28 protein-coding genes are annotated in these 24,372 nt (G+C 62.9%); 14 read left to right on the top strand and 14 right to left on the bottom strand.

All coding sequences use genetic code 11. From position 1 onward, the window contains the following. Nucleotides 1–26: 26 nt before the first annotated feature. Entirely contained in the window at nt 27–896 is an 870-nt protein-coding gene (locus N8A98_RS16750) for an aldo/keto reductase family oxidoreductase (protein WP_262166967.1), read from the bottom strand. A 92-nt stretch (nt 897–988) separates the two neighbouring features. Here N8A98_RS16750 and N8A98_RS16755 point away from each other — a divergent pair, with 92 nt between their 5' ends. Together N8A98_RS16755 and N8A98_RS16760 are read left to right on the top strand one after the other, a co-directional pair. Beyond that, a complete protein-coding gene (locus N8A98_RS16755) occupies nt 989–1,912 on the top strand; it encodes a LysR family transcriptional regulator (protein ID WP_262166969.1) in 924 nt (307 codons plus the stop codon). A 7-nt stretch (nt 1,913–1,919) separates the two neighbouring features. After that, nucleotides 1,920–2,306, top strand: coding sequence for a GFA family protein (locus N8A98_RS16760; RefSeq protein WP_262166971.1), 387 nt, complete (start codon nt 1,920–1,922; stop codon nt 2,304–2,306). A 70-nt stretch (nt 2,307–2,376) separates the two neighbouring features. On the opposite strand, the gene N8A98_RS16765 is transcribed toward N8A98_RS16760, so the two are convergent. Further along, the gene (locus N8A98_RS16765) at nt 2,377–2,628 is read right to left on the bottom strand and encodes a hypothetical protein (RefSeq protein ID WP_262166973.1); all 252 of its coding nucleotides are present in this window, start codon (nt 2,626–2,628) and stop codon (nt 2,377–2,379) included. Between the two features lie 95 nt (nt 2,629–2,723). Here N8A98_RS16765 and N8A98_RS16770 point away from each other — a divergent pair, with 95 nt between their 5' ends. The 3 genes from N8A98_RS16770 (at nt 2,724) to N8A98_RS16780 (ending at nt 5,073) form a co-directional block, all read left to right on the top strand. After that, nucleotides 2,724–3,626 (top strand): LysR substrate-binding domain-containing protein, encoded by a 903-nt coding sequence (locus N8A98_RS16770; RefSeq protein ID WP_262166975.1) that lies wholly within the window; start codon nt 2,724–2,726, stop codon nt 3,624–3,626. Nucleotides 3,627–3,739: 113 nt separating this feature from the next. Further along, nucleotides 3,740–4,276, top strand: a complete 537-nt coding sequence (locus N8A98_RS16775) for an MFS transporter (RefSeq protein WP_262166976.1) — start codon at nt 3,740–3,742, stop codon at nt 4,274–4,276. Then, nucleotides 4,165–5,073, top strand: coding sequence for an MFS transporter (locus N8A98_RS16780; RefSeq protein ID WP_262172037.1), 909 nt, complete (start codon nt 4,165–4,167; stop codon nt 5,071–5,073). Before N8A98_RS16775 ends, N8A98_RS16780 begins: the two co-directional genes overlap by 112 nt. Here the strand turns inward: N8A98_RS16780 and N8A98_RS23395 are convergent. Then, complete coding sequence (locus tag N8A98_RS23395) at nt 5,070–5,300, bottom strand: metallophosphoesterase family protein (protein WP_390888846.1); 231 nt, start codon at nt 5,298–5,300, stop codon at nt 5,070–5,072. The genes N8A98_RS16780 and N8A98_RS23395 overlap by 4 nt on opposite strands. 230 nt (nt 5,301–5,530) lie before the next feature. Here N8A98_RS23395 and N8A98_RS16790 point away from each other — a divergent pair, with 230 nt between their 5' ends. After that, nucleotides 5,531–5,815: a hypothetical protein gene (locus N8A98_RS16790; protein WP_262166978.1), complete on the top strand. Its 285-nt coding sequence runs from the start codon at nt 5,531–5,533 to the stop codon at nt 5,813–5,815. Between the two features lie 274 nt (nt 5,816–6,089). Further along, nucleotides 6,090–6,509, top strand: coding sequence for an RNA polymerase-binding protein DksA (dksA, locus tag N8A98_RS16795; RefSeq protein WP_113121149.1), 420 nt, complete (start codon nt 6,090–6,092; stop codon nt 6,507–6,509). Between the two features lie 71 nt (nt 6,510–6,580). Here the strand turns inward: dksA and N8A98_RS16800 are convergent, their stop codons facing one another. The 9 genes from N8A98_RS16800 to flgF form a co-directional block, all read right to left on the bottom strand. Further along, nucleotides 6,581–7,000, bottom strand: a complete 420-nt coding sequence (locus N8A98_RS16800; RefSeq protein WP_262166981.1) for a curlin — start codon at nt 6,998–7,000, stop codon at nt 6,581–6,583. A 193-nt stretch (nt 7,001–7,193) separates the two neighbouring features. Continuing rightward, a complete protein-coding gene (gene csgH, locus N8A98_RS16805) occupies nt 7,194–7,589 on the bottom strand; it encodes a curli-like amyloid fiber formation chaperone CsgH (protein ID WP_262166984.1) in 396 nt (131 codons plus the stop codon). Nucleotides 7,590–7,659: 70 nt separating this feature from the next. Next, the gene (locus tag N8A98_RS16810) at nt 7,660–8,091 is read right to left on the bottom strand and encodes a curlin (RefSeq protein WP_262166986.1); all 432 of its coding nucleotides are present in this window, start codon (nt 8,089–8,091) and stop codon (nt 7,660–7,662) included. 135 nt (nt 8,092–8,226) lie between these two features. Then, a complete protein-coding gene (locus tag N8A98_RS16815; RefSeq protein WP_262166988.1) occupies nt 8,227–9,810 on the bottom strand; it encodes an ABC-F family ATP-binding cassette domain-containing protein in 1,584 nt (527 codons plus the stop codon). A gap of 323 nt (nt 9,811–10,133) precedes the next feature. Beyond that, nucleotides 10,134–11,630 (bottom strand): carboxypeptidase M32, encoded by a 1,497-nt coding sequence (locus N8A98_RS16820; protein ID WP_262166990.1) that lies wholly within the window; start codon nt 11,628–11,630, stop codon nt 10,134–10,136. A 223-nt stretch (nt 11,631–11,853) separates the two neighbouring features. Continuing rightward, nucleotides 11,854–12,591, bottom strand: coding sequence for a flagellar basal body L-ring protein FlgH (gene flgH, locus N8A98_RS16825; protein WP_113121153.1), 738 nt, complete (start codon nt 12,589–12,591; stop codon nt 11,854–11,856). A gap of 16 nt (nt 12,592–12,607) precedes the next feature. Then, nucleotides 12,608–13,549 carry a flagellar basal body P-ring formation chaperone FlgA gene (flgA, locus tag N8A98_RS16830; protein ID WP_262166992.1) on the bottom strand — a complete coding sequence of 314 codons (942 nt, stop codon included), beginning with the start codon at nt 13,547–13,549 and terminating at the stop codon, nt 12,608–12,610. Nucleotides 13,550–13,561: 12 nt separating this feature from the next. After that, the gene (gene flgG / locus N8A98_RS16835) at nt 13,562–14,347 is read right to left on the bottom strand and encodes a flagellar basal-body rod protein FlgG (protein ID WP_262166994.1); all 786 of its coding nucleotides are present in this window, start codon (nt 14,345–14,347) and stop codon (nt 13,562–13,564) included. A 16-nt stretch (nt 14,348–14,363) separates the two neighbouring features. Then, entirely contained in the window at nt 14,364–15,104 is a 741-nt protein-coding gene (gene flgF, locus N8A98_RS16840) for a flagellar basal-body rod protein FlgF (RefSeq protein WP_315974497.1), read from the bottom strand. A gap of 283 nt (nt 15,105–15,387) precedes the next feature. Here flgF and N8A98_RS16845 point away from each other — a divergent pair, with 283 nt between their 5' ends. The 5 genes from N8A98_RS16845 (at nt 15,388) to N8A98_RS16865 (ending at nt 21,958) form a co-directional block, all read left to right on the top strand. After that, nucleotides 15,388–15,882, top strand: a complete 495-nt coding sequence (locus N8A98_RS16845) for a flagellar basal body-associated FliL family protein (protein ID WP_262166996.1) — start codon at nt 15,388–15,390, stop codon at nt 15,880–15,882. Further along, entirely contained in the window at nt 15,882–17,033 is a 1,152-nt protein-coding gene (fliM, locus tag N8A98_RS16850) for a flagellar motor switch protein FliM (RefSeq protein WP_262166998.1), read from the top strand. The genes N8A98_RS16845 and fliM overlap by 1 nt, the downstream gene beginning before the upstream one ends. After that, entirely contained in the window at nt 17,030–17,461 is a 432-nt protein-coding gene (locus N8A98_RS16855; protein ID WP_262167000.1) for a DUF6468 domain-containing protein, read from the top strand. The genes fliM and N8A98_RS16855 overlap by 4 nt, the downstream gene beginning before the upstream one ends. Beyond that, nucleotides 17,458–18,465: a MotE family protein gene (locus N8A98_RS16860; RefSeq protein WP_262167003.1), complete on the top strand. Its 1,008-nt coding sequence runs from the start codon at nt 17,458–17,460 to the stop codon at nt 18,463–18,465. The genes N8A98_RS16855 and N8A98_RS16860 overlap by 4 nt, the downstream gene beginning before the upstream one ends. A gap of 145 nt (nt 18,466–18,610) precedes the next feature. Continuing rightward, a complete protein-coding gene (locus tag N8A98_RS16865; protein ID WP_262167005.1) occupies nt 18,611–21,958 on the top strand; it encodes a tetratricopeptide repeat protein in 3,348 nt (1,115 codons plus the stop codon). On the opposite strand, the gene fliP is transcribed toward N8A98_RS16865, so the two are convergent. Together fliP and N8A98_RS16875 are read right to left on the bottom strand one after the other, a co-directional pair. Next, the gene (gene fliP, locus N8A98_RS16870) at nt 21,955–22,746 is read right to left on the bottom strand and encodes a flagellar type III secretion system pore protein FliP (RefSeq protein WP_390888779.1); all 792 of its coding nucleotides are present in this window, start codon (nt 22,744–22,746) and stop codon (nt 21,955–21,957) included. The genes N8A98_RS16865 and fliP overlap by 4 nt on opposite strands. Then, nucleotides 22,712–23,344 (bottom strand): flagellar biosynthetic protein FliO, encoded by a 633-nt coding sequence (locus N8A98_RS16875; protein ID WP_262167007.1) that lies wholly within the window; start codon nt 23,342–23,344, stop codon nt 22,712–22,714. Before N8A98_RS16875 ends, fliP begins: the two co-directional genes overlap by 35 nt. A 190-nt stretch (nt 23,345–23,534) precedes the next feature. On the opposite strand from N8A98_RS16875, the gene flgB reads away from it, so the two are divergent. Together flgB and flgC are read left to right on the top strand one after the other, a co-directional pair. Continuing rightward, entirely contained in the window at nt 23,535–23,942 is a 408-nt protein-coding gene (gene flgB, locus N8A98_RS16880; RefSeq protein WP_113121163.1) for a flagellar basal body rod protein FlgB, read from the top strand. Between the two features lie 11 nt (nt 23,943–23,953). Continuing rightward, the gene (gene flgC, locus N8A98_RS16885) at nt 23,954–24,364 is read left to right on the top strand and encodes a flagellar basal body rod protein FlgC (protein ID WP_262167009.1); all 411 of its coding nucleotides are present in this window, start codon (nt 23,954–23,956) and stop codon (nt 24,362–24,364) included. Nucleotides 24,365–24,372 lie beyond the last annotated feature (8 nt).

Below are 24,372 nucleotides of genomic sequence, written 5' to 3' on the forward strand. Positions count from 1 at the left end.
GCTGCAAACAGCGGCCGGGCATCAGCTCATTTCGCTGCGGCAATGCCGTTGAGCACGGTCATGTCCTCGTCCGACAGCATAAGATCGGCGGCGAGCAGGTTTTCCTGCAGATGCGCCACCGAGGACGTGCCGGGGATCAACAGGAGATTGGGCGAGCGGCGCAACAACCAGGCCAGCGCCACCTGCATCGGGGTGGCACCCAGCCGGCTCGCGACCTCGGACAGCGCCGACGACTGCAGGGGGCTGAAGCCGCCCAGCGGGAAGAATGGCACATAGGCAATGCCCGCCTGCGCCAGCTCATCGATCAGGGCATCGTCCTCGCGATGCGCCAGATTGTACTGGTTCTGCACGCATACGATCGGCACCAGCTTGCGCCCTTCGGCCACCTGCGCCGCGGTGGCATTGCTCAGCCCGATATGGCGCACCAGGCCCCGGCTTTGCAGCTCCGCCAGCGCCGTCAGCGGCGCCTCGATCGAGCCCTCGGTCGGCCCCATGCCGAACATGATCCGCAGATTGACCACTTCGAGTACGTCGAGGCCCAGATTTTTGCGGTTATCCTCGACCGCTTGCGCCAGGTCGGCAGCGGAAAAGGCCGGCAACCACGAGGCATCCGCTCCGCGCACGGCACCGATCTTGGTCACGATGACCAGATCGTCCGGATAGCTGGGCAGCGCCTCGCGGATCAGCTGGTTGGTAATGTGCGGCCCATAGAAGTCGCTGGTGTCGATATGATTGATCCCCTGCGCGATCGCTTCGCGCAACACGGCGCGGGCGGCGTCGGGATCGCGCGGTGGCCCGAACACGTGGGGGCCGGCGAGCTGCATTGCACCATAGCCCAGGCGCTTTACGTGACGCGGGCCCAGGGCAAAGGTTCCGGCTGCTGCTAAGTTGGACATGATCATCTCCATTACTACGCCGCCAAGATAAGGTTTGCCCATTGCTAGGATAATGGGTCACAGTTCGCACGGGCTGTCCGACAAGGCGTACAATGAATCCTGATCTCAATGACCTTAGGGCTTTCGCCGCCGTTGTGCGCAATGGCGGCTTTCGCGATGGCGCCCGCGAGACCGGCAAGAGCGCGTCCAGCCTGAGCGATGCCGTCCGCCGGCTCGAGGCTGGCTTGGGGGTCAGGCTGCTCAACCGTACCACCCGCAGCGTCCTGCCCACCGAAGCAGGTCGCGACCTGCTGGCCCGGCTGGAGCCTGCCTTGCAGGAAATCCAGGCGGCCATGGATGTGGTCAATGCCCATCGCGAGCAGCCCATGGGCACGCTGCGGCTTAATGTGCCGGTCAGCGCCACCCGCACCGTGCTGCCCGCCATCATCCCGGCCTTCCTCGCCGCCTATCCCGATATCAGGGTGGAGATCGTCGCCGAGGAGAGTTTTGTCGATATCCTGGCCACTGGCTGCGATGCCGGCATTCGCTATGAGGAACGCCTGGCCCAGGACATGATCGCCGTGCCGATCGGCCCGCGCGTGCAGCGCTTTGCCCTGGGCGCCTCCGCCGCCTATCTCGACCGCCGCGGCCGCCCCGAACACCCCCGCGATCTGCTCAGCCATGCGTGCCTGCAGGGCCGCTTTCCCAGCGGCGTGCTGTTCTCCTGGGATTTCGAGCGCAACGGCGAGACGGTGAGTATCGAGCCGCAAGGTCCGCTCATCGTACAGGCCGGCGCCGCGACGGAACTGGCTATCGATGCCGCCATTGCCGGCACCGGCATTGTGGCCCTGTTTGAAGATTGGCTGCGCCCGCATTTCGTCAGCGGCGCGCTTCTGCCGGTGCTCGAGCCCTGGTGGGTCAGCTTTTCCGGACCCTTCCTCTATTATCCCGGCCGCCAGCTGGTGCCCGCACCGCTGCGGGCCTTCGTCGACTTCGTCCGGAAAATGCAACATTCCGTGCCGGCCAAAGGGGAGTAAAACCGCCATGAGTGACAAGATCAGGACGGGCGGGTGCCTCTGCGGCGCCGTGCGCTACGAAGTCTCGGGCGAGCCCTATATTGCCGGCCTGTGCCACTGCACCAAGTGCCGCAAGCTGACCGGCTCGGCCTTCTCAGCCACGGCAAATTGGCGCCAGGACCAGTTCACCATGACCGGCAATGTGCAAACCTACGACCGCCGCCAATTCTGCCCCGCCTGCGGCTCGCGCCTGTTCTTCCTGTTCGACGATGGCGTCGAAATCTTCCTCGGCACCCTCGACGACGCCCCCTACGACATCCCGCCCCATCTCGAAGTCTGGACTGCACGGCGCGAACCCTGGCTGCCGCACATCCGTGGCGTCGACATGCACGAGCACAACCCGCCGCCGCTGTGATTAGCCTAAAGGACTGCCGTGCCATCGAGGACGTCGCTGCCGCCAGGCCGATAGCTGTCTGGCTCCAGAGTTAATACCCCGATTGGACCGCATTCCGGTCGATTTCGTAGGCGGGGACATTTTCCGGCGCAGCCAGGCGTCGCCGCTGGCTGGCGGCATTTCGCTCTGCAATGAGTGCTGCTTTAAGTTCGGCTCGTGTGTAGCCAATGTCATTGAGCAGCCGGGGATCGTTTGGGATGTCCCGGATGCCACCATAAAGTTCATACTCCAGTTTGATTTCCTGAATCAGTGTGTGAATCAGCCTTCCGATCAAAGAGGTCATTTCTGCTCTCCGCGTCTGTGGTCGGATCACGCTAGGCCGTTGGCGCCGATCGCTCAAACGAGTATAAGGCAGCTCAGATAACCTGAGGTTGTCCGATGAAGCGCAGCCGTCTACCCCTTACCGCATTGCGCGCCTTCGAAGCGGCTGGTCGGCACCAGAGCTTCAAGAAGGCGGCCGAGGAATTGGCGGTGTCGGAAGCTGCCATTAGCCGGCAAATCCGGGACCTCGAGGGCCAACTCAGCGGCGCCTTGTTCGAGCGGGGGCATCGCAATGTCCGGCTGACCTCTGGCGGGGCGCGGCTATTGGGGCAATTGACGAAGAGTTTCGATGCCATCGACACGGCCTTGTCCGAACTGCTCGCGCCGCCACGCAAAAAGCGAGTATTCGTCAGCGTCGAACCGACCTTCGCCACGCTGTTTCTGATCCCCCGGCTTGCCGAGTTCACTGTCGCACACCCCGATATTGATGTTCAGATTGAAAGCAGTTCGACGCTCGTGGATCTAAGCGGTGACGATGCTGGCGTCGCCGTTCGCTACAGCCTCACCGACAAGAGCTGGCCACGGTTGGAGGCCCGGCATCTTATCGACAATCTGCTCACGCCCGTGGTCGCTGCCGGGCACCTGGCAATCGAGATAAAATCCCCTTTGGACATTGCAAAAATTCCGCTCCTGCGAGACGAAAACGAAGCGCCATGGCAGCGCTGGCTTGCTATTGCCGGGGTCCAGGCACGCCCGACATGGGGGCCGGTTTTCTCAAATGCCGCGATAGCCCTGCAAAGCGCCCAACTCGGGCATGGCGCCGCCCTTGCTGACCGTCACCTGGCCGATCGCCTCCTCAGGGATGGCCACCTCCGCGCACCGTTCGATCTGGATATTGAGAATGGTGCATATTGGCTGGTGGCACGGAGCTTCGCCAAGCTCACACTGTCCGAGAAGACGTTTTGCGACTGGCTAGTGGCGGCCGTGGGCATCTCCGGAAAATCACCCGCCTCCCGCTAAAAGCGGTCAAACGCCGCAAGCGAAAGCCGATACCGGGTTTGCCACTGGCCCAGCGCGTAGGCGGCTCTCGCATCGGCGGGTTCTCTGGTTGTGCCAAATGGGACGAGCCGATATTGCCGCTCGCAGATCCCCGCCTTGATGAACTTGGCAATCATCGCTACCAAAACTGCATTGCGACCCTGCAGGATAGTGATGCGGTGACCAAAGTTGAGCGGGCTTCATTTGGTCAGTTGCTGCTTTATCCCGGCTTTGTGCGGCTCTGGATGGCTGATGGGCTCTCCAATTTCGGGACGTTCATTTTCGGATTGTCGCTGCAGCTCTTGCTGATCCAGGTGCTCAATGCCGACCAGCTGGAGATCGGCTGGGTGCGGTCCGCGCAGTGGCTGCCCTCACTGTTGTTCGGGCTTTTGGCGGGCGTGGTCGTTGATCGTGTGCAGCGCAAGCAATTGCTGATCGCCACCGATATTGCCAGTTGTGTGCTGCTGCTGGCGATTGCCGGCATGGCTTGTTGGGAATGCTCTCCCCGTTTGGGGTGGCCGTGCTGGTCTTCCTGCTCGGCACCGCTGCGGTATTGCAGGGTGGGGCGCATCAATCGTTCACCGCCGACCTGCTGCCGCCAAGCCTTCTTGCTTCGGGCAACGTGGCGTTGACCCAGACCTATACCGCAGCGCAGACACTAGGGCCCTTGCTGGCAGGGGTACTGGCTGGTGTCGTTGGCGCGCCGGTCACCATGCTGATCAACGCTGCTACCTACGCCGCCTCGGCGGTGCTGTTGGCCGGCGTGCCCGGCAGGCAGCCCACCGAGCGCACGGCTCCGTCCTCGCTCGGCGCCGACCTGAGGGAAGGAATTGCCTGGGTCTACCGGCATCCGTTCCTCGCCCCCTATGCGCTTTGCCTGCATGTCTGGTTCATCGGCAACGCTATCGCCGGAACGGTTTACATCTTCCATGCGACGCGCCTGGGTCTCGATGGGGGCGCCGTCGGATTGACGCTGGGAATGGCGGGTCTGGCCGGGGTGATCGGGGCGGGGCTGGCCGAACGGACGGCGCGGCTGCTCGGGACGGGCAAGGCCATCCTCTGCTGCGACTTTCTGACCGGGTTCGCCTGGCTGATAGTGGCCGTGACGCCGCAGACGGGCGTCGCACTCTATGCGCTCTGCGCCGCGCAATTCGTCTATGGCATAGGGCTTGGCCTGCGCGGCCCCCTCGAGATGAGTTTCCGCAATGCGGTGACGCCCTCGCGGCTGCGGGGACGGATGAACACGACGATCCGCTCGATAAACTGGGGCCTGATCGCGCTGGCGGCACCCCTAGGCGGCTGGCTGGCCTTGCAATTCGGCGATCGCGCCGCACTGACAATTGCGGGTACAATAATGGTGGGGACGGGCACAGCCCTGCTACTCTCACGGTTCCGCCACGCCGCCATGCCCACTGACGCACCCGGCTAAGGCCACTGAGCATGAAGTCGAAGCTGCCGGGCAGGGAAGCGAGATAGGCCAGACGCTCCTGGCCCAATTACCGCCGACGGTGACTTCACAACTGGTCGACAGCGATCTACGACCTCAGCCGACCGCGGCCCCTTGCCCACCAGGTCGCCCAGGTTGAATATCCGGGTAATGCCGGCTTCCTGGATATGCGCGAGCACTGTTTCCAGCGCCGTCAAATTCCCATGCACATCGGAGATGATGGCGATCCGCTCACCTGCGTCCTGTGACCCATCCAATCATTCGCTCCATTTGTGGTATTGGTCCCAATGCTGTGGCAGCCCTCGGTCCATGGTGCGGTTCCTTCCGTTACCAAACCTGCAAGCGGACGTTCACCATCTTTGCAGCAACATGTCACTTCGCGTTGCAGTGATGGTCCGAAAGAACGAAATTGCATCTGAGTGGTAGGAACCGTGACCGAGTGGCTAAATTAACCGCGAAACCCGCATCATTGGATGTCTCGCTTCTTATTGTCATTCTGATATTGAACAGCTTTGTGCCCAACATTTTTGCCGCATTTGGCGTCAGAAATTTGTTCATTGGGCTGGCTTGCGCCTTCATAAACTTGGCGCTCTGCGTGGCTGGGTATTTGACGGGCCGTTTCCGCATATTTTGGGGGCTATGGGCGCTTTCTTCCGTGATCGTGCTTGTCCTCTTTGGCATGGTAAATCCCCTCGGGGCAGTCATGGTCCTGTGGAAGATTTGATCCTGGAAATCGAGGCAGCCTAGCATTTGCAGCGAGCGGAGGGGCAGGTGCCTGCATAGGCACAGACCGAACCTACGCCATCGCACCCGCACAGCTCATCGCGCCAAACCATAATTCCGATAGCCCCATTCATCAAACCGTTGCCGATTATCGGCTACACGGCCGGCACGGGGCGGTTTGTCGCGTTGTCCACCGGGTCATTTGTGTGCTTGCCCGGGCTCGCCTGCGCGCATATATAGGCCGCCTAAGGGGTGCATTGGAGTTGAGTCTACTGATGTCTTCGGTTGTTGACCTAGTTGAATACCGGCCCAGTGATGATGAGCCGTTCATGAATCCGCGCCAGCGCGAGTATTTCCGGGCTAAGCTGAATACCTGGAAGGACGAGATCCTTCGCGAAAGCCGTGAGACGCTCGCCAATCTTCAGGAAGAAAGCCAGAACCACCCCGATATGGCCGATCGCGCCAGTTCGGAGAGCGATCGCTCGCTGGAACTGCGCACCAGGGATCGCCAGCGCAAGCTGATTTCCAAGATCGATGCTGCGCTCAAGCGCCTTGACGATGGCACTTACGGCTATTGCGAAGAAACCGGCGATCCGATCGGCCTGGCCCGGCTCGATGCCCGCCCGACCGCGACGCTGAGCCTCGAGGCCCAGGAAATGCATGAGCGGCGCGAAAAGGTCTACCGCGACGAATGATCCGATAGCACCACAGAATTAAGGGCCCGCTTGCCACAAGCGGGCCCTTTGTCGTTTCCACATCCATCAGCTCAGAAGCCGAACACGCCGGTGAGGCTGGACTGGCCGTTGCCGTTCTGCACGCAGGAGCCATTGGTGTTCTGGCCGAACTGGAACAGGCCGCAGCTATTGTTGTTGCCATTCTGATGGATCGTGCCGTTGTGGCCATTGCCATTCTGCACGATGACGCCGTTATTGCCCGAGCCGGTCTGGCTGCCGCCGGCGGAATTGCCATTGCCGTGCTGGCTGACATTGGCACCCGTCGCGTTCATCCCCTGAAACAGCGAATAGAGGCCAAGCCCCAGGCCGAGCATCTGCGCCTCATCGGAATTGGTGGGAGCGTAACTGATGGAAACCTGCCCGGCGGCGGTGGCCGGGGTGGCAATCGCGGCGACGCCGATGGCGGCAGCGACAAGGGCGGCAAGGGTGGTCTTGATGATCTTGGTGGTCATGGCGTCTCTCCTGTTTGTTTTGCGCTGGGGTGATCCAGCTGATGGTTTGACTATGCAGGGGAGCGTCTGAACCGATCTGGAGCGTGATATTCACTCGGCGTTCACAGTCCGTGCACCAATTGGGCCAAAGTGCTAACGCAAAAGGGCCTCAGCGAACTGAAGCCCCTGTGGGTGTCGGCGATGCAGTCTTGATTCAAAGCGTGGTGACAAGGTCCTGATCGCAATCGAGTTTCTGGCCATTAGCCGTCACTTCGAACACCAGATCATATTTGGAACCGGCATTGATCATGACTTTTCCGAGCGAAACCTTGTCATGCGCCGCCGCCGAAAAATTGCCGCCCTGGCTGATATTGCTGCTGCCGCCAGAACCCGAGCTTTGCAGGCGGAACTGGTAGGACCCATTGACCGCCACATCGGTGCGCAGTGCCCCTTCGAGCATAAGCATGCCGTTCTGGGTGGTCGAGGTTATGCCGCACTGCACCGGGCCAGTGCTGGTGGTTTCGGCCTGTCCGCTGGTCACGGCGAAGGCTGCAAGGCCTAGGCCGAACAGGGCAGGGATGACGCCTAAACGTTTGTCGAAGCTAAGCATTTCTAAAAATCTCCCGTTCTAGGATGCAGCCGGAAGGAGCAAGCCCTTCCGGCTCAAGATCCATCAAGCATCAGGGGCAGGCCTGCACGAACGCGGTGACATTGCCGGCACCGGCCTGGGTGACATTGGCGCTGCAGCCATTGCCGACCTGTACGCCGGCGGCGACATTGCCATTGCCGTCCTGGGTCAGGATCGCGGTGTGGTTGTCGCCGAACTGGCCGACGCCGGCGGCATTGTTGTTGCCGTGCTGCCAGGTGTCGCCATAGTTGTTATTGCCCTGCTGGCCGATGGCGCCGACATTGTTGTGGCCGGACTGGTGGCCGACAGCGGAGTTCCAATTGCCGGTCTGAGAAATGCCCAGGCTGTTGTTCCAGCCAGCCTGGTTGCCGCCGGCGGCATTGCCGAAGCCCCACTGATTGACCCAGACGCCGGCCGCCATGGCGGGCGCTGCGGTGACGGCGAGCATTGCGGCGATTGCGGCGGTGATGACGATGCGCTTCATTTGACTTCTCCTGTTTGGCGGCGCTCCCTCCGAGCGCTTCTTGCCGATGACTGATGGTTTAAACAGGCGAGCCGGAACGCTGACTGAACCCGGGATTCAGATTCCGTTCATTCTCAAAAAGCGCAGCGGCGGGTTTTACCCCAGCGCGATCTCCCGCTCGATGCCGATGGCGTCGAGGAAATCGCGATCATGGCTGACCACCAGCAAGGCTCCGTCATAGCCCCGCAATCCGGCCTCCACCTGCTCGATGGCGTGAATATCGAGGTGGTTGGTCGGCTCGTCGAGGATCAGCAATTGCGGCGGATTATTACCGCCAATGGTGCAGGCCAGTCCGGCCCGCAGGGTTTCCCCGCCGCTGAGCGTACCCACCAATTGCAGCGCAGCCTCGGCCCGGAACATGAAGCGAGCCAGCGCCGCTCGTCCGGTATTCTCATCCGCATCGGGATTGAGGCGGCGGAAATTGTCGCGAATGCTGAGGGCAGGGTCGAGCAGGCTCACGGTCTGGTCGAGCAGGGCATAGGGCACGAGGATACGCACCGCGCCAGCGGTGGGCGGCAGATCGCCTGTCAGCAGCCGCAGCAGCGTCGTCTTGCCCGAGCCATTGGGGCCGGTAATGGCCACGCGCTCCGGCCCGATAATGCTGAACGAGGCGTTGGCAATGATCGGCGCCTCGGGCACAGGTCCGCCGCTGAGGCTATCGACCTGCAATACGGTGCGACCTGCTGGGAGGCCCGAGGGCGTCAGCGTGACGGAGAGCGGGGTCAAGATTTCGATCTGTGATCTGGCCTCGCTGGCGGCTTCCGATGCCTCGGCACGCAAGCGGCTGGCCAGCCGCGCATTGCCGCCGCTGGTGTTTTCCGAGTTCTCCTTCATGCCGCCCAGCATGATGCGCGGAATGTCACCCTTGGCCGCCTTGCGCTTGCCAGCGCTGTCCTTGCGCGCTTTCTTTTCAGCGACGGCCTGAAGCTTGCGGTCGACTTCGGCCACCTTGCGTTCAGCCGAAGCTAATTGGTGCTCGGCCGAGGCCAGTTCCAGCGCCTTGCGCTCGCTGTAATGGTCCCAATTGCCGCCATAGGTCTTGGCGCCCAGGCTGGTGAGTTCAACGATGGCATCCATTTCGCGCAGCAAAGTGCGATCATGGCTGACCATGATCGCGCCGCCGCGCCAGCGATGCAGCAGGTCGGCCACAGCCTGCCGCCCATCGGCGTCAAGATTATTGGTGGGTTCGTCGAGCAGGATCATGTCGGGCTTGGCGAGGATCAGCCGGGCGAGCGATAGCCGGGTGCGCTGGCCGCCGCTCAGGGTGGATATGAGGCGATTGGTGTCCAGCGTCGGCAGCTGCACATCGGCCAGCGCAGTCTCGATGCGGCCGGGTAGGGACCAGTCGGCTTCGCCGGCGTCGTCGGCAGTGCCGAGACCCTGTTCGAGGCGATCCAGCCGCGCGAGTTCACCGGCAACACCCAAACGACCAGCGACGGTTTCAGCAGGATCGACCTGCACGGATTGTTCCAGCACGCCCAGCGTGCCGGTTATGCTGATCGAGCCGGATGAGGGTGAAACCTCTCCCGTGATCAGGCGGAGCAGGGTGGATTTGCCCGTGCCGTTGCGGCCGATCAGCCCGGTGCGTTCACTGCCGAAGCTGAGGTCGAGGCCGGTGAAAAGTGGCTGATTGTCAGGCGTGGAATAGGAGACTTGGTGCAGCGTGATGGAGGCAGGCATGGACAGATTCCGAATGAGCGATGCGGATGAGGCAGTCGGTCATCGAGAATTCCATTGGGTACCGTCCGGTCTGTGCTGCGGATGGGGTGAAAATAGGCAGGGCGACGGAGATGTCAAGTTTTGGCCGGGAGGGCTCCCGTGCGGTGAGGAAGTCTCTTACCCCGCCGCACCGTCATTGCCCGGTTTGTCCGGGCAATCCATGTTGCAGCATATGCGGGGCGATGGATCACCCGGACAAGCCGGGTGATGACGATGGTGGGTGGGTCGGGGCCGACGGAAATTGATTCCGCCGTCCCGCCTACCGCGTTGATCTATCGATAAAACTACGCCAGATACCGCTTCTTCAGATGCGCCTTGAAGAAGTCCGCGTTGAGCGGTTCGCCCGTGGCCCGGGTGATCAGGTCCGGTGTCGACCAGCGCGAGCCCTGGCTCCAGATATTGTCCGAGCGCCATTGATTGACGCCGCTGAAGTCGCCCTTGCGAATGTCCTCGCGCACCTTGGGTTGTGCCTTTTCCAGCGCTGCCCATTGCTGGGCCGCGATCATGGCGCCCAGTGTGTAGCTGGGGAAGTAGCCGAAGGCCCCGCCCGGCCAATGTACGTCCTGCATCGGGCCGTCCTTGGGGTCGGCCAGGGTGGAGAGGCCCAGATATTCGGTCATCTTGGCGTCCCAGGCCTCGGGAATCTGGCTGGCCTCGAGCTTGCCATTGACCAGGTCCTGTTCCAGTTCGTAGCGCAGGATGACGTGGAGCGGGTAGGTGACTTCGTCGGCATCGACGCGGATATAGCCGCGCTCGACATAGTTCACTTCGCTCAGGATATCGGCAATGTCCCAGCCTGGAATGGCGTCCTCGCCCAGATGCAGATGCACCAGCGGCAGAGCGAATTCCCAGAACTCGGGACTGCGCGACAGCTGCATTTCCACGAACAGGCTCTGGCTTTCGTGGATACCCATGCCGCGCGCCTTGCCCAGCGGCCAGTGCGACCACTCCTTGGGCAGGCCCTGCTCATAGAGCGCGTGACCCGTCTCGTGCAGCACACCCATCAGCGAGGACAGGAACTCGTCAGTGCGGTAACGCGTGGTCATGCGCACATCGGTCGGCACGCCGCCACAGAAGGGATGGTGCGACACGGCCAGCGAGCCATGGGTGAAGTCAAAGCCCACCGCGCGCATGGCGGCAAGGCCAAGCTCGCGCTGCTTTTCAATGGGGTAGGGGCCGCTCAGCGCCTTGCGCGGCCGCTTGGCGAGCCGCTCTTCCTGCGCCGCCAGCGCCTCGGGCACGAAGCCCTTGAGGAAGCTCTTGAGATCGCCGAAGACCAGATCGAGATCGGCTGTGCGGTTGCCGGGATCGTATTGCTCCATCAGCGCGTCATAGGGCGCCAGCTTCAGCGCCTCGGCGCGCAATTGGGCTTCCTCACGCACCAGCGCCACGACGCCTTCAAGTGCCGGCAGGAAGCTGTCCCAGTCATTCTTGGCGCGCAATTCGCGCCACAGCTGTTCCGACCGCATGGTGGCAGTGGTGCGGCGCTCGACGAATTCGGTGGGCAGGCAGGTGGCGTTGATATAGCTGCGCCGGAATTCGACCAGCGCCAGCTTCTGGTCTTCCGACTCAACCTCTGTTTCCGCCGCCGCGATCCAATCGGCGATTTCGGGCGCGGTGGATTGGGCATGATAGAGCCCGGCCAGGTTGGACATGGCCTCGGCCCGCTTTTCCCCGCCGCCAACGGCCATGTGGGTGGCTTCGTCAGCCCCCAGAATGGACAGCGCATGCTCCAGCGCTTCGAGTTTGCGGCCGAGATCGTCGAGTTTGCTGAAGGACATGGGCTAGGCTCCAAATTTGCGCCCAGAGGTGTTCCATAGCTCGGCGTTAAGGGCAAGGTGTGCCCATAAAAGGGGAAGAGGCGCAGCCAGGGAGACTGCGCCTCTGGGGAAGGCCGGATCTGTTCTGGAGCCGGCCAGGCAAGGTCCTTCTGGACCCCGCCGGGAGAGCCCGGCCGCACCATTGGGGGAATGCGCGGCGGGAAACTGGGGAGTGGCGCGCTGCCTAGAAAGGCAGGATGGCGTCCATAACCTGCTGGCCGTAGCGGGGCTGCTGGACATCGGTGATCTGGCCGCGGCCGCCGTAGGAGATGCGGGCTTCGGCGATCTTGGCCGAGGGGATGGTGTTGTTGGCGCGGATATCGGAGGGGCGGACAATGCCGGTGACGATCAGGTCGCGGACTTCGAAATTCACCCGCACTTCCTGGCGGCCTTCGATGACCAGATTGCCATTGGGCAGGATCTGCGTCACCACGGCGGCAACTGAGGTCTCCAGGCTTTCCGAGCGGTTGACGGAGCCGGCGCCCTTATTGGCCATGCCCGAGGTGAAGTCGACGGCAGCGGAGGGATCGATGGCGCCGGCCGAAACGTCCTTGATGGCAGTGCCCAGGATGCCGCCCATGCCGGCGCTATTGGTGGCGCTGCGGCTGGAATTGGTGGCGTTGTCGATCTGGGCGCTGTCATTGATGGTCACGACGATGGTCAGGATATCGCCGATGCGGTGGGCGCGCTCATCCTTGAAGAAGCCGCGGGCCGAGGTGCGGTAGAGCGAATTGGCCTGGTAGGTGTCGGCAATGGCTTCGGGCATCGGCATGCGCACCGGCTGATAGCCGGCCACGGTCGTGGGGTCCTCGATGGCCGTCAGCACCGGGGCCTTGCCCACATTGGCGAGGCGATCAGTGGTGGTGCAGGCGACGAGCGAGCCGGTGAGCAGCAACAGGGCGGAGAGTTTGACGAGCAGCATTTTGGGGCTCCTGAGCTTAGAGGCCGGCAATTGAAAGGGGGGCGGCGCTGACTTCGACGGCGCCGGCGGCAATGGCGGTGGCGTTGATGACGCGCTTGGAGATGAGGTTGAGCACTTGCACCGGCCCGCCGGTGGCGGCGCTGGTAATGGCCTGCCCCTTGACGGTCAGCGTCATCGGGCCCTTGCGGAAATAGATGGTGACCAGCTGGTTTTTGGCGATCAGCTGGGGGATGGCGACGTCGGATGGCTTGAGCATCATGCCCTCACGGGTCTGGCGGGTCAGGGCCATGCCCACCAGCTGGTTGAGCTGGGCAATGCCGGCTGTTTCGGCAAAGCGCAGCGCCACCGGGCGCATTTCGATGTCGTCGGCCGACAGCACGGCGCCGGCGGGCAGGTTGGCTTTGAGATGGGGCGCCGCGATCATCAGTTCGATCGTGCCGGCAACATCGAGCGGCTGGGCTTCCCCGGCAATCGCGAAGCGGGCGGTGAAGGCGCCGGTACCCGGCAAGTAGCGCAGGCTGATAATGCTGGCGGGCTCGGCGACCGGCTCGGCGTTGAACGGGGCGATGCGTGTGTTGAACAGCATATCGGCCGTCATGCCATCGGTGATGATGCCGCGCTGGCGCAGGTCGGCGGTAATCAGAGCGGTGAGGCTTGCTTCATCCACGACGCTGCTGGCGCGGGTCACGCGGCTGGCGGTGGCGCCGCCATTGTCGAACCCGGTAATGCCCACCCGCGAAGCGGCGGCGGTGATGTCGGCCAGCGGCACCAGACCGCTGGTGCCCGGCTTGGGCGAGCGGAACAGGGGCTGCTCGGCGTCGATCCCGGCCTGCTCGAACATGTCGCCCACGGTGACCACTGCGGCCGAAACGACGATGTCGGTCTTGAGCACGGGCGCGGCAAAGGCGGTGCCGATCAGCAAGGTGGTGGCGAGAGCGGCAAGCAATGTGCGGGTCATCTAGGCTCTCCCTTAGCGAAGTTGGCTGGTGGCCTGCATCATCGTGTCGGCGCCAGAGATGATGCGGGCATTCATCTCGTAGGCGCGCTGGGCAGCGATGAGGTCGGCAATTTCGGTGACCGAATTGACATTGGCCATTTCGAGATAGTTCTGCAGCAAATTGCCGGTGCCATCCCGATTGGGCAGCTCCACCTGGGCCGGGCCACTGGCGGCGGTTTCGGTGAAGAGGTTATCGCCCAGCGATTCCAGGCCCGATTTGTTGACGAAGCGGGCGAGCTGGAGCTGGCCCAGTTCAGTCGGGTTGGTGTCGTTGTTGAGATAGGCTTCGACCACGCCATCGGCCGAGATCGACACCGAGGTGGCGGTGCCCGGAATGGTGATATTGGGCTCGATGGCATAGCCGCTCGAATTGACCAGCGTACCCTCGGCGCTGCGCTCGAACGAGCCGTCGCGGGTATAGCCGGTGCGGCCATCGGGCATGGTGACCATGAAGAAGCCTTCGCCGCGAATGGCGACATCGAGCTCGCGTTCGGTCATGTTCACATTGCCCTGGCTCATCACGCGGGGCGTGGAGACGGTACGCACGCCCGAACCGATCTCGAGGCCGGCCGGCAGCATGGTGCCCTGGTCCGAGGTTTGCGAGCCGGCGCGGGTGATCTGCTGGTAGAGCAGGTCCTGGAATTCGGCGCGCTGGCGCTTGTAGCCAGTGGTGCGCATGTTGGCGATGTTGTTGGAAATGACTTCGACGTTGCGTTCCTGAGCGCTCATGCCGGTCGATGCGATGTAGAGGGCTTTCATGGCTTTTCCTCAGGACTTAAGCGTTGGCATCGCCGAGACGCTGAATGGCCGAGCGGCGGAGCTCGTCCTGTTTCTGCGTCAGCGAGGCGATGGATTCGTAGGAGCGGGTGACGCGGATCATCTCGGCCATTTCGGACACGCCCGACACGTTGGAGCGTTCGACAAAGCCCTGCATAGTGCGAGTATTGGTGGCCGCGACGGGCGTGCCGCCGGCATAGAGATTGGCGCCTTCGCGGGTCAGGTCCTGCACATTGGCGAATTCGACCAGGCGCAGCCGGTCCTTGGGGCCGGCGCTGGAGCTGACCGAGCCGTCGGCGGCAATCTCGATGCCGCTTTCTTCGGGGCCGAACTGGATCGGACCGCCTTCGCCGAGTACCGGGTTGCCGTTGAGGTCGACCAGTGTGCCGTTATTGCTGATCTGGAAGGAGCCGGACTTGGTCCAGCGTTCGCCGGCGCCGGTCTGCACGGCAAAGAAGCCCTCGCCATTGAGCGCGACATCGAGTTCGTTGCCGGTCTGCACCATGGCGCCGCCGGACATGTCATGCATTGTCGCCCAGTCCTGCACATAGGAGAGAGGCTGGTCGCGGGTCTGGAAATCCTGGTCGCGGGCGACCGGCATGATGTATTCTTCAAACAGCAGGTTCTCGGCCTTGAAGCCGGTAGTGTTGATGTTGGCCATATTGTTGGCCACCACATCCATCTGCCGCTGTAGCGCGATCTGCCTGCTGAGGCTGATCAGTTGCGCGTTTCCGATCATCGCTGATCCCCGGTGTTAACGTCCCCGAAGCCGCCGACTTCCCCAAGCCTTGGCCTCGCCATTTACATTGCAGAAACCATGCCAAGTCGGAAAATTTAATAAAATCAGACGGATAGGATTTCGGCGGGCTTAGCCCTGCCGGGTTAGTCTTTCCCCTTGCGGCAAAAGCTGCCCGGCAAATTTTGCCGCTTTGCGTGTGTTTGTAACCAATCGTTAACCATCCGGCGCTTAGCTGGACGCAGAGCCGGAATCGTCCGGAATTCCTCGTGTTTGGCAGGTTGGCATGGTCGCTGAAGCAGAAGCCGGTGAAAGCGCTGCCCGCAAGAAGGGGATACCCAGGCTCTTCCTCATTATTGGGGCCGCCGCCGTGGTCGTGCTGCTGGGCGGAGCGGGCCTCTATTATTTCCTCTCGTCGGGAAGCTCTGCGGAAGGCGCGGCCGATGGCCATGGCGCCACTGCTGCCGCGACGACGCCGACCTTCATATTCAATTTGCCGCCGATGACGGTCAATCTCAGCAATGAGGCCGGCGGGGAATCCTTCATGCGGCTCACCATTGCGCTGGAAGTGGCCAATCAGGAGGTGATGACCGCCATCCAGCCCAGTCTGGCCAAGGTGACCGACGCGTTCCAGGTCTACCTGCGCGAGCTGCGCAAGAGCGACCTGGAAGGCTCAGCCGGCATTTACCGCCTCAAGGAAGAGCTGACGCGCCGCGTCAATGTCGCGATCTATCCGCAGCGGGTCGAGAGCATCCTGTTCAAGGAAATCCTGGTGCAGTGATGGCTGGACCAACCGATCAAGACAAGCTGTCGGAAAACTGGGGGCTCGACGCCGCCGGCAAATCCGAGGAAGCGCGTGCCGCCGAAGCCGCTGCCGAATGGGCGGCGATGATCGAAGGCGTCGCCGGCGACGGGGAAGATAGTGGCGACCGCGTCCTCAACCAGGACGAAATCGATAGCCTGCTCGGTTTTGACGCCAGCGTGGGCAGCAATGTCGAATTGACGGGCGTGCAGGCGCTGATCAATTCGGCGCTGGTCAGCTATGAACGCCTGCCCATGCTCGAAATTGTCTTCGATCGCCTGGTGCGGCTGACGACTACCTCGCTGCGCAATTTCACCTCGGACAATGTCGAAGTCACACTCGACTCCATTTCCTCGGTGCGCTTCGGCGATTATCTCAATTCCATCCCGCTGCCGGCGATCCTGTCGGTGATCCGGGCCGAGGAATGGGAGAATTACGGGCTTTTGACCGTCGATTCCTCGCTGATCTATTCGATGATCGACGTGCTGCTGGGCGGCCGGCGAGTCGGGGGCAATATTCGCGTCGAGGGCCGGCCCTATACGACCATCGAGCTGGCGCTGGCCCGGCGGATGATCGAGGTCATTCTCGACGATACCCACCGTGCGTTCGAGCCGGTGACGCAGGTCAATTTCAAGCTTGAGCGCATGGAAACCAATCCGCGCTTTGCCGCCATTTCCCGGCCGGGCAATGCCGCCATCCTGATCGAGCTGCGCATCGAAATGGACGATCGCGGTGGCAAGATCGAAATCCTGCTGCCCTACGCCACCATCGAGCCGATCCGCGAGCAGCTGCTGCAGATGTTCATGGGCGAAAAATTCGGCCGCGACCCGATCTGGGAAGGCCATCTGGCCACCGAAATCTATTCGGCCGATGTCGAGATCGAGGCTGTGCTGCATGAGCAGGAATTGCCCTTGTCGCGTGTGCTCAACCTCAAGACCGGCGACATGGTGATGTTCGAGCGCACGCCGAGCGATCCGGTGCGCCTGCGCTGCGGCGATGTGGAACTCACCGAGGCCATTATGGGCCATATCGGCAATCATGTTTCGGTGCGGGTTACCCGGCCGCTCAATCCTCCCAAGGTTACCATGGCGGCCTTTGAGGAACTCGACGACACAGTGGAAGGACGATGATGTTCGGTTTGCCCCTCGGGATATTCGTGGAAGGCGCGGTTGCCGTACTTCTGGCTCTGACCATCGGCTATTGTACGGTCCTCAACCAGCGCCTCAAGCGGCTGCATGCCGACAAGGATGTGATGCGCCAGATGGTGGCGGATCTGGTGGGCGCCACCAATCTCGCCAATCAGGCGATCAAGGAACTCAAGCAAACCGCGGTGGAAGCCGATCTGGCGCTCAATTCCCGCCTTGAGGAAGCCGAGCGCTTCGGTATCGAACTCGCCAATCACGTCACCTCCGGCACGGCCGTGCTGGAGCGCATCGCCAAGATCACCAGCGTTGCCCGGCAGAGCCAGGCCCCCGAGCCGGTGGAGCAGCCCAATAAGGTGCAATCGGCGCTGGAACAGCTCTCCTCCCGCGTTCGCAATCGCGGGGTTGCCGCGTGAAAACGGTTCGCCTGCTTCCTGTCGTGGTTATGGCAGTTGCGGCCCTCCTGGTGTTCAAGACCATCGGCCTGGTCACCAACGGCGGCTATGTGCTTACTGGCGTGACCGCCGCACGGGCGGCAGGTGCCAGCGGCGGCGAAGCTGCCTCGAGCCAGCCGGGCGAACCCACTCTCGACGATTCCGCACCGACACTGTCCGATACGGCTCCGACCCTGGGGGGCTCCGAGACGGCAGCGGGCGGTCATGGTGAGCCGGCGCCGGCCGAAAGTCCCGCGGCCGATCATGCCACTCCGACCGCTGCGACATCGGGCGACAATTGCGTCGCTGTCGATGCCGAGTTGAAGGAAAACGGTTCGGTGACCACGACAGCCCCGGCTGCCGCCGCCGGCCATGGCGAGACCGCGCCTGCCGAAGGCGCCGCCGCGGACCCCGGGACCAGCAGTTTTGTGGATTCCATGGCGCTGGATTGTTTCCCCTCCGGCGACGCCGTGCCGATGCAGGTCGATGCCAACGGCGTGCCGGTGCCCATGACCAATGTGCAGGGCGGCTCGGCCACGCAGGATACCATTTTGCAATCGCTGGCGGCGCGCCGCACGGAACTCGAAGCCTACGAGAAAGATCTGGCCCTGCGCGCCTCGCTGGTCGACGCCGCCGAAAAGCGAGTGGCCGAGCGGCAGACGACGCTGGAGGCGCTGGAAGCGCAGATTTCTGCGCTGGTCGATCAGCGCCAGGAAATGGAAGCCGGGCAATTTGCCGGAATCGTGGCCATGTACGAGACCATGAAGCCGCGCGACGCCGCCAATATCTTCAATGCCCTGGACATGGATGTGCTGCTGCGCGTCGCCAAGACCATGAATCCGCGCAAGATGTCGCCCATCCTTGCGGCCATGGATGCCGCCCGGGCGCAGGAACTCACCGTGCGCATGGCGGCACTGGCCGACCAGCCGGCCGCCGAGATGACACCGGACGACCTGGCGGCGCTGCCGCAGATCGTGGGACAATAGGGCTTTGTCCCTATTGGAGTAAGCCGCCGTTAAGCCCGGCACGCTATGGGTTAGGCACAAGAGTTTGTGTAACCCACGTGTTTTCAAATTCCCGGCAAGAATAGCCGGCGGAGAAGACGCGTCAGAGTGCTCGGGGTAGCGGCCGGTGAAGACCGCAATACTTGCAACCTGGCAGAAGGCCAGGCGTGCGTTGGCAATATGTGCGGCGGTGACGCTTTGCGCTGTTGCACCCGCTTTTGCCCAGGAGCAGGGCCAGCTCTACGTGACCCAGGAAGACGGCTACGGCCGGCTGATCCTGAGTTTCCCCGGCCTTGATCGCCTGCCCAGCTACAAGATGCGCATCGAAAACGGCGTGCTTTCGATCGAGTTCGGCGAGCAGGTTTCGATGATCCTGCCCGATGTCGGCACCACCATGTCCGATTATCTGTCGGTGGCCCGCGTCGATCCCGATGGGCGCGGGCTGCGCATGGGCTTGCGCAAGGCCTTCAATTTCAACCGCATCGAGGCCGGCGAGAAGCTGTTCATCGATCTGCTGCCCACCACCTGGCAGGGCATGCCACCGGCTTTGCCGCAGGAAGTGGTGGACGAATTGGCCGAACGGGCGCGGCTGGCTGCCATCCGCGCCGAGCGCGAGCGCAAGGCGGCTGATGCCGAAGCGCTGAAGCCGGAAGCGAATGTCCGCATCGGCCGCAATCCCACTTTCCTGCGCCTGCAATTTGATTGGACCGTGCCGACCACGGCGGAATATGTGCAGGATGGACAGACGGGCCATATCGCCTTCGAGTGGCCGGTCGGCGTCGACATGCGCGGTCTTTTGGCTGATCTTCCCGCCGAGATTGTCGGGGTCGACAGCGCCGTCACGCCCGATGGCGCCAATGTCACGCTGCAACTTGCCGAGGGGGTGACGCCTCGTTTTTACCAGAATTCGTCGCGGCAATTCGTGCTCGATATCGATATTGCCGGGCAGGCTCTGCCCAGCTTCCAAGCGGCCGAACTAGCCGAAGCCGTCAAGATTCCGGCCAGCGCCGGTCCAGCCGGGGAGGTGGGTGGCGCCCCCCGCATTGGCGCCTTGCAGGCCGAGACGCCGGGCGCCACGGTAAAACCCTTCGTTAATGTGGTGGGCTCGACCATCCGCGTCGTGTTCCCGTTCGAGCAGGATACGCCTGCCGCGGTGTTCCGGCGCGGTGATACCGTCTGGATGATTTTCGACACCACGGCCGGCATTGCCCCGCCGGCCCAGTCGGACGAGCTTGACGCTTTGGCCGACGAATTCTCGGTGGTCGCCGCCGGCGATACGCAGGTGGTGCGGGTCAATCTCAACCAGGATCGCTTGGCCAGCCTTGGCTCGGAAGGCATGGCCTGGGTGCTGTCGCTGGGCGACACCGTGCTGACCCCGACCGAGCCGATCCAGCTCAGCCGCCGCCGCGATGTCGAAGGCTCGTTCGAGATCACCGCCAATATCGCCCGTCCGGCCAAAGTGCATGATTTCCGCGACCCCGATGTGGGCGACATGCTCAAGGTGGTCACCGCCTATCCCCCCGCGCGTGGCATTACGCGCGCGCTGGACTATGTCGATTTCTCCGCGCTGCGCAGCGTGCATGGCCTCGTGATCAAGCCGGAAACCGAAGGCCTCGCCATGGCCATTGACAGCGATCTGGCTGTCATCTCGGCGCCGGGCGGGTTGACCGTTTCGGCGCTCGATGGTCCGCGGAGCATTGGCGGCGCTGCTGCCGGGGAGGGCGCGCGCGGCAGTTTTGTCGATTTGGCCCGGCTCGAACAGCCCGACCCCAAGGCCTTCGCCACCCAGCGCGATGCCTTGCTGGCGACTGCCGCCGAGGCTGACGGTGCGCAGCGCGACGTGGCCCGGCTCGATCTGGCGCAATATTACCTCGCCAACCAGCTGTCCTATGAGGCGATCGGCGTGCTGCGCGTGCTCGAAAGCCAGCTGCAATCCATGGCGCTGACCCGCAAGCTGCGGATGAGCCTGGCCATTGCCGATACCGTGGCGCACCGCCCCAAGGAGGCTCTGGCCATCCTCAATACCTCGGCCATGGCGCAAGAGGTCGATGGCCTGTTCTGGCGCACCATTGCCCGCGCCGACGCCTACGATTTCAAGGGTGCCAAGCTGGATGCCCTCGAAGCAGCCAGCGTGGCCGGCTCCTACCCCGCCTGGGCGCGCAATCGCTTCTATTTCGCCGCCATGCGGGCAGCCGTCGAAACCGGCGATAGCGCCGTGGCCGAGCGCTTCCTCGGCCAGGTGGATTTCGCCAGCCTCGATGCCGAGGACAGCAGCCTCTATCACCTGATGTCGGGCCGGGTCGACGAGGCCAATGGCCGGGTCGATGAGGCCATCGACACCTATGGCCAGGTCATTGCCGCCGATATCCGCCCCACCCGCGCCGAGGCGGTCTATCGCACGCTCTATCTGCTCGATCAGGCCGGACGGCTTGATCTCGCCAAGGCCTCGCAGACGCTGGCTGCTGAAGCCCTGCTATGGCGCGGCAATCCGCTCGAAGCCGACATGCAGAAGCTGTTGGCCGAATTCTATTTCCGCGAGGGCGACTACCGGCTGGGCTTTGAAGTGGTCAAGCAGGCGGTCGGCACCTATCCCGATGGCACCTCGACCAATGCGATGCGCGACGAAGCGCAGGCCGAGTTCGGTGCGCTGTTCCTCGATGGCAAGGCCGATACGCTGGGACCGGTCGAAGCCCTCAGCCTTTACTACGACTTCCGTCATCTCACGCCGCCCGGCCGCCGTGGCGACGAGATGATCCGCAATCTGGCGCGCCGGCTGGTACGGGTTGACCTGCTGCCCCAGGCCGCCGAATTGCTCGAATACCAGCTCGACAATCGCCTGCGCGGCGTGGCCAAGACGCAGGTCGCCACCGATCTTGCCGTGATCTACGTCGCCGATCGCAAGCCGCAGGATGCCCTCCGCGTGCTCAACGCTACCCAATTGCCGGGCCTGCCGGAATCGCTGGTGCGCCAGCGCCGGCTGCTCGAAGCCCGCGCCATGATCGACCTGGGCCGCGACGTGCTGGCGCTCGATATGGTGCGCGACATGGATGGGCGCGACGTGAGCCTGTTGCGCGTCGATGCCCATTGGAAATCCAAGCGCTATGTCGAAGCCAGCGAAATGCTGGAAGCATTGTATTCCGCGCCCAACCAGACCGATCCCTTGGGCCAGCCCGAGCGCATGAGCGTTATCAAGGCGGCGGTGGGCTATGTCATGGCCAATGACACGCTGGGCCTCTCCCGCCTGCGCTCCAAATTCGCCGATCGCATGGTCACTTCGCCGGAATGGCCGATGTTCGACTACGTCACTGGGCCGATCCAGGTCGATAGCCTCGAATTCAAGAAGGTGGCGAGCCAGGTATCGGGGACTGATGGCCTCAACGCCTTCCTTGCCGCCTATCGCCAGACCTATGGCGGCGAGGACGCCCTGGCGCCGCTCTCCGCCAGCCAGCCCGATGCAGGATTGGCGGCGCTTTAACTGCTGACGAAACTTCGCACCAGCGAGCCAGCCACCAGGTACCAGCCGTCCACCAGCACGAAAAAGATCAGCTTGAACGGCAGCGAGATCACCACCGGGGGCAGCATCATCATGCCCATGGACATCAGCACCGACGCCACCACCATGTCGATGACCACGAAGGGCAGGAACAGCAGGAAGCCAATTTCGAAAGCGCGGCGCAGCTCCGAAATCATGAAGGCGGGCACCAGCAATTGCAGCGGGATAGCTTCGGGCTCCGCCGGCGGTTCGGCGTTGGTCAGGTCGAAGAACAGCTGCAGATCCTGCTCGCGCACATTGGCGCGCATGAAGGCATGCAGCGGGGCCGATCCCGCCTCAAAGGCTTCGGCAACCTCGATCTGACCCGCCAGCAAAGGCGCGATGCCCTGGTCATAGGTCTGTTGCAGCGTGGGCTGCATGACGAACAGCGTCAGGAACAGCGCCAGCGACACCATCACCGAATTGGGCGGCGCGGTCTGTAGCCCGATGGCCGTGCGCAGCAGCGACAGCACCACCACGATACGGGTGAAGCTGGTGACCATCACCAGGATTGATGGGGCCAGCGACAACAGTGTGATCAGCCCGATGAGCTGGACGGCTCGCTCGGTCAGCGTCGCTTCGTCACCGAAATCGATGGAAAGGTTTTGCGCATAGGCCAGGCCCGGCAGCGCCAGCAGGACAAAAGCGGCAAGGCCGGCGACAACGATCAGACGTCGCGCACGGCGCGGCGATGCGTCAGTTCCGGTTGGCCGTGCTATCGCCGTCGACAAGATCAGTGCCTTCCACGTCCTGCTGTGCACTGTCTTCTTTAGCTGAGTCGGCGGGTCGCGAAGCCGCTTTGTCGGAGTTTCCCGCCTTTACTGCGGGTTCGGCGGGTTCCACCGACCGCATCAGCCCGGTCTGCCGCAAGGAGCGGGGCCCGCGAGGCTTATCGGCCAGCTGCTCGACCACCGCGACAGGTGCGACAGTGGGCGCGACCACCGGCTCTGGCGCCATAGCTTTAGGGGTAGGGGCCACTGGCTGCATCGGCTTGCGGCCCAGCATCGGCACGGGCCGGCGACTGGCGAGTGCGGTTTCATCGACCGCTATGCCGGTTTCGATCACTACGTCCTGCGGCCCGCCGATCAGCACCAGATGTTCGACATTGTCGCGCCGCACGATGAGCAATTGCCGCTTCTGGTCGATAGCGAGGCTATCGATGACCGACAGCCGCCGATTGCGCCCGCGCGCCACATTGCCGGTGGCGCCGTACAGCAGCTTGAGCAGCCACACGGCCAGCACGATGAGCACCAGCACGATGCCGAGCGCAAAGACCACCGTGAGGATGGAGTTTTCCGTACCGCCGAACAGGCTGGTGATGAATTGCATGATGGCTCCCAGAACGTGCCGACCCGAATCCGGACGGTATAAGCGGCATATATTGCCTATTTGGCGGCGGCAATTTGCAAATTGCGAGGCCGGCGCCGGTATTGCAGGGGTTAATTAACACTTGATTAACCATGACCCGGCAAGATTTGCCCATCGCGCATTATCAGAAGACTCGCGGGGGTATCGGCCAATGGGCCTTATGGACATGCCGGTTTTTGCCGCGCTCACCGACAAGATGCGCTGGCACCAGGCCCGTCAAGGCCTGCTTGCCGAAAACGTTGCCAATGCGGAAACGCCCAATTACCGCGGCCGTGATCTGGCGCAGTATGATTTTGCCGACCAGATGAGCGGTTTCTCCTCTGCCAGCGTCACCACGCTCGCCACCCAACCGATGCACTTTTCCGTGTCCAGCAGCGAAGGCGGGGCCTTCGGCGCCCAGCGCATGGCCAATTTCGAAATCACGCCGGAGGGGAATGGCGTCTCCCTCGAAGACGAGATGATGAAGGTGACCACCAACATGATGGACTATCAGGCCGCCACCACGGTCTACCAGAAGTCGATCAAGATCCTCAAAACCGCGCTTGGCCGCTCGGCCTAGGAGCCTTAAACATGGATTTCAATTCCTCGCTCCGCATCGCCGCTACGGGCCTGCACGCGCAGACCGCCCGCATGCGCGTCATCGCCGAAAACATCGCCAATGCCGACTCGGCCGGCAAGGCGCCGGGCGAGGAGCCCTATCGCCGCCGCGTCCCCACCTTTCAGGCGCAGTATGATGCCGAAGTAGGGGGCAAGGTCGTCGAAGTGGGGCGCCTGGCCTATGACATGAGCGATTTCACCAGCCGCTACGAGCCCGGCCATCCGGCCGCCGATGCCAGCGGCTATGTGCAATATCCCAACGTCAACACGCTGATCGAGACGATGGATATGCGCGAGGCCCAGCGCACTTATGAAGCCAATCTCAACGTCGTCACCGTCACCCGGCAGATGCTGGGCCGCACGCTCGATATTCTGCGCGGCTAAGCGCGACA

Source organism: Devosia neptuniae (genome assembly GCF_025452235.1).
In the GTDB taxonomy this organism is placed as follows: Bacteria; Pseudomonadota; Alphaproteobacteria; order Rhizobiales; family Devosiaceae; genus Devosia.